The 4,718-nt window shown below is 45.6% G+C and carries 4 protein-coding genes and 1 pseudogene; 3 read left to right on the forward strand and 2 right to left on the reverse strand.

The annotated features are described in order from the left end of the window. From V6C93_RS03520 to V6C93_RS03530, 3 genes are all read left to right on the forward strand, one after another. A partial coding sequence (locus V6C93_RS03520) for a transposase (RefSeq protein ID WP_333475264.1) occupies positions 1-943 on the forward strand: 943 nt, incomplete at its 5' end. Between the two features lie 81 nt (positions 944-1,024). Further along, positions 1,025-1,540 (forward strand): hypothetical protein, encoded by a 516-nt coding sequence (locus V6C93_RS03525; RefSeq protein WP_333475265.1) that lies wholly within the window; start codon positions 1,025-1,027, stop codon positions 1,538-1,540. 173 nt (positions 1,541-1,713) lie between these two features. Next, a complete protein-coding gene (locus V6C93_RS03530; protein WP_333475266.1) occupies positions 1,714-2,853 on the forward strand; it encodes a mechanosensitive ion channel family protein in 1,140 nt (379 codons plus the stop codon). Between the two features lie 39 nt (positions 2,854-2,892). Here the strand turns inward: V6C93_RS03530 and V6C93_RS03535 are convergent, their stop codons facing one another. Together V6C93_RS03535 and V6C93_RS03540 are read right to left on the reverse strand one after the other, a co-directional pair. Then, the gene (locus V6C93_RS03535; protein ID WP_333475267.1) at positions 2,893-3,378 is read right to left on the reverse strand and encodes a BON domain-containing protein; all 486 of its coding nucleotides are present in this window, start codon (positions 3,376-3,378) and stop codon (positions 2,893-2,895) included. A gap of 239 nt (positions 3,379-3,617) precedes the next feature. Then, positions 3,618-4,718, reverse strand: a pseudogene (locus V6C93_RS03540) (hypothetical protein); the annotation flags it as partial.

Consider the following 4,718-nt stretch of genomic DNA (forward strand, 5'->3'; position numbering starts at 1 on the left):
TATTCCAGGCAAGAAAGGCTATCCAAAGTTCAAGAAGGACTGCCGTTCTGTTGAGTACAAAACTTCCGGGTGGAAGCTTTCTCCCGATAGGCGCTCAATCAATTTCACCGACAAGAAAGGGATTGGTAAACTTAAACTCAAAGGGACGTGGGATTTACACTACTACCAGTTAGACCAGATAAAACGAGTTAGGTTAGTGCATCGTGCTGATGGCTACTACGTACAGTTCTTGGTGAATGCCGAGAACAAAGTAGATGTAGAGTTAACAGGCAAAAATATTGGTTTAGATGTAGGACTCGAAGAGTTTTACACCGATTCCAACGGTCACACTGAACCGAATCCCAAGTTTTATCGAACTGGTGAGAAACAGCTGAAGTTTCTGCAACGGTGTGTTTCTCGTAAGAAAAAAGGCTCTGCCAATCGCAAGAAAGCCATTAATAGGTTAGGGCGAGTACACCTCAAGATAAGTAGGCAGCGTGAAGAACATGCCAAGAGAGTGGCACGTTGCGTCATCCAATCTAACGATTTGGTTGCCTACGAAGACTTGAGGATTAAGAACTTAGTGAAGAATCATTGTCTCGCCAAATCTATTAATGATGCAGGTTGGTATCAGTTCAGGAAATGGTTAGAACATTTTGGAGGGAAGTTTGGCAGGATAACTATTGCTGTTAATCCGGCCTATACATCCCAGGAATGCTCTAGTTGTGGTGCAACAGTCAAGAAATCCCTGTCCATGAGAACCCATATTTGCAAATGTGGCTTTGTACTAGATAGAGATTGGAATGCTGCTATCAATATCCTGAAATTAGCCTTGAGTACCACAGGGCATGTGGGAACTTGGGTTATAGACCCGAACGCTTCGGGAGATTCGACCTCTACTCTGGCTGGAGCAATCCTGTCTGAGCAAGTTGGGTCTATGAACGAAGAATCACCGCACTTTTAGGGCGGTGAGTGTCAATAAACTGAAACAAGCACCCCAGCGATCGCTTACAGCACACTAACTTAATGTACTCAACAATTCCTCATGCAAGAAAAAATCATCTGGCTACAGGGCAGCAATAATCCTGAAAACGGGAACAACTTAGCCACAATCAAGCAATGGTGGACTAGCCTCCATGACAAAAAAATCGCATGGCGACAGCGACTCATTCCCCAGACAGAAGAGATCAGCGCACTTGACTGGGAACCTCAACGCTTTGACGAACTATTTAAAATACAAACGCCTGAAATTCGAGGCATCACCCTCTACTGGCACAAACCCGACACCGAGCAAGAACGCAGCACAACACCTCGCAAGCTGGAACTTGAACAGGAGAGCCAGGAACTTTATATCTATCCCCAATCTCAGAAAGGACTCGTCATTCGTGTCAGTACTCCAGAAGTTATCTATAAGAAGATTGCATTAAAAAACCCCCAGTGGCAAGGCACCAATATTGGTGAAAACTATATTCTTACACTCCGAGATGAATCGCAAAAACTAGAAATTCAAGTTATTCTTAGCCCAGCTAATCTCGATCAGCTTCAAGCACATTTACCGTAATGATCCATCAAATGAATTGAAGGTTGAAAATTGGTAAATTCAAGGTTGAGAGTTTCCGTTCTTTAGTGGCTATATTTGGCAGCAAATGCGTATCCTGAAGGGTGATACGCTTAAGAGTTTGCTTGGCTTCACACACATAATTTTATAGGGACACCTACCAGGCTCAAAAACTTATGAGTCCAATCCTACCTTCAATCATTAGGTTAAATAAACTGCCTGAGCTTCAAGCTGCGCTTTTACCCATGATGCAATGGATTCTCCCCCTTGCCCTTGTCATAGGCAGCTTACTTGCTGGAGTAATCTTTGAGAGAATTTTTCTCAAAAAATTCAAGAGATTGGCAGCAAAAACTAATTTTTTTGGCTATGAATTAATTTTTGAAGCACTGCATCGCAAAACTTTGATTTGGTTTTTCTTGGGAGGGCTTTATGCGGCTATTTTCGCGATTCCACTCCTCCCTAACGTTTCCAGTCTGCTTCAAAAAATTATAACGGTAGTTTTTCTATATACAGCCACACTGTTTTTGGCAAAACTGGCAGGTGATTTTGTCTCCTTAGCTGGGCAAAGCTCAAAAGGAGGTTTACCTGCATCTTCTTTACTAACGAATTTAGTCAGAGTTCTGGTAGTCACATTTGGAATTCTGATGATACTTCAGGCATTAGGAATTCCGATTACCCCGATTATTGCTACGTTAGGGATTGGTAGCTTAGCGGTTGCTCTAGCGTTTCAAGATACTCTTGCCAATTTATACGCTGGCTTATTTTTAATTATTTCTCATCAAGTTCGTCCTAATGACTATATCAAATTAACAACGGGAGAAGAAGGTTATGTGACCGACATAACTTGGCGCAATACGATGATTAAAGAAATTCCCAACAACTTAATTATTGTGCCTAATAAAAACTTGGCCTCTGCAATTTTTAAAAATTATCATTTGCCAATCAAAGAAATTAGCTTGCAAGTCCCTGTTGGGGTTAGTTATGAGAGCGATCTCGAGCAAGTTGAACAAATAACTATTGAGGTTGCCAAAGAGGTGATGGAAAATGTGTCCGGTGGTGTGCCAGAATTTGAGCCGTTTATTCTTTATCAAGAATTTGGAGAATTTAGCATTCATTTTAATGTTTTTCTAAGAATTCAAGAATTCTTTGACCAACGCCTGGTTAAGCATGAATTTATTAAGAGGTTACACAAGCGATATCGAGAAGAAGGAATAGAAATCCCTTACCCTACTCGGATTACCTATTTTAAACATTTCCCAGAGCAAGAAGTAGAAAATCCCACGACTGGGCTAACGCTAAAGTCGTGGGACTCTTAAGTGATATCAGTCAAACTGAGGTCAAGCAAAAGCAATCTATTACTGAGATTTTTTGTTGCTACCTTCAGGCTTAGGTGGAGCAACGGTAGCTTTGACATTTACCCCTTTAACACCCTTGATTTGTTTGGTCAAGGTGGGAATCTTATCTAACTGCGCTTTGGTCGGGACAGTTCCTGATACAGTTACGGTACCGTTATCCTCCGCTTTAACAACTAGCTGACCATTGGGAATATTCGCCTCTAATTTACTGCGAACTTCGCTTTCCAGGTCGCCTTCAGCTCTTTTTGTATCGCCCCCAGTAACATTATTGCGTTGTTCCCGTGCTCGAATATCAGCATTGAGCTGATCTCGGCGGGTTTGGCTTTGTGCATCCTGTTGAGCATCTTTCGCAGCCTCTTGCGTTGGAGTCGTTGGGCTGGCTTCAGTCGTATTTGGGGCATCTGCTGCTGTTTTAGCGTTGTTGGTGCAAGCCGCTGCACCAAACAAGAGAACGCCACTGAGTAAAAAGGTCGTAAGCTTTTTCATTTTTCGTTTCCTCTATTGGAATGTTAATGATGGAAATGTTTTGGGGATTAGGACTTCTACACCTTCACCGAATTTCAGGGATTTGTACTCTTGTAGCGCTTCCCTGTTACTAGACCTTTCCTATAGTGATGTCTAAGTTCGGTGGGTGTAAAAGGGAGCAGAAGTAAGTTTTGTTATTCCTCCTGCTCCCAAAGTGTTTTAAGAGACTAGAGACTTAGGATTGCCGAGAATTTGTCACCCTATAAAGTCTGGTCTCGGCGGTCAACGATCACAACATCAGGGTTACTATCGACAACGTTGGGAGTGTCCGGGTGAATAACCTCACGGGTAACGGTTGGAGTGGTTGTGGTGCGATAATCCGTGCGATCGCCAACGGGTGCATCAAACACGTTCCAATCCTGAATATGGTGACGGCTCAGAATCGTATCAGCACGACGAATTTCATCGTCTGTACCATCGACCATCACCAGATAATCGCCCCGGTTAACTCGGTCGTTGTAGAAGCGGGCGCGGTCATCGGGAATCCCTAAACCGACCAATGCACCCGTTAAACCACCGGCTGCCGCACCAATTGCGCCGCCAGCAGCAGTTGTCGCCAGGGCAGTCGCCAAAGCACCTCCAGCTAAAACTGGACCAATCCCCGGAATTGCCAAAGCACCCAAGCCAACCAGTAATCCGCCTAAACCGCCGAGAGCAGCACCTGTGGCAGCACCCCCTTTGGCACCTTCGTCCGTCATAGTACGGTCAGCCACATTGCCAACCTGAGGCTCGCCGGGAGTATGTTTGCCAACCAGAGAAATTTGATTCATCGAGAAGCCAGAATCCCTTAAATCCCTCAGTGCGGCTTCAGCATCGCGACGATGGGGAAACACGCCCACGGCACGATGACGGCGACCTAGATCGTGGTGATGGGTGCCAGTAGGAGTAACGTGAGTGCTGTGGGTGCGATCGCGATCTGGGGTCATATCATGACTACGTCCGGCAGACACATCTCCTGTATCGTAAATGCCCCACTCCTGAATCCCGTGACGGCGCAAGAGGGCTTCAGCTTGGCGAAGTTCGTCTTCTGTGCCATCGACCATCACCAGATAATCACCCCGGTTCACCCGATCGTTGTAGAAGCGGGCGCGTTCTTCAGGGATACCTAAACCAACCAGTGCGCCAGTTATACCACCTGCTGCTGCACCAATTGCACCGCCAGCTACTGTCGTCGCGAGGGCTGTTGCCAAAGCACCTCCAGCAATCACAGGGCCGATACCGGGAATCGCTAAAGCACCCAAGCCAACCAGCAAGCCGCCTAAACCACCGAGAGCAGCGCCTGTAGCCGCACCGGCTTTGGC

Origin of the sequence: Allocoleopsis sp. (assembly GCF_036703385.1) — a bacterium.
Taxonomy (GTDB): Bacteria; Cyanobacteriota; Cyanobacteriia; order Cyanobacteriales; family Coleofasciculaceae; genus Allocoleopsis.

What these genes read in the sequence shown, in the direction of transcription:
- V6C93_RS03525 (WP_333475265.1), top strand. Translation starts at nt 1,025, where the DNA reads ATGCAAGAAAAAATCATCTGGCTACAGGGCAGCAATAATCCTGAAAAC.
- V6C93_RS03530 (WP_333475266.1), top strand. Translation starts at nt 1,714, where the DNA reads ATGAGTCCAATCCTACCTTCAATCATTAGGTTAAATAAACTGCCTGAG.
- V6C93_RS03535 (WP_333475267.1), bottom strand. Translation starts at nt 3,378, where the DNA reads ATGAAAAAGCTTACGACCTTTTTACTCAGTGGCGTTCTCTTGTTTGGT.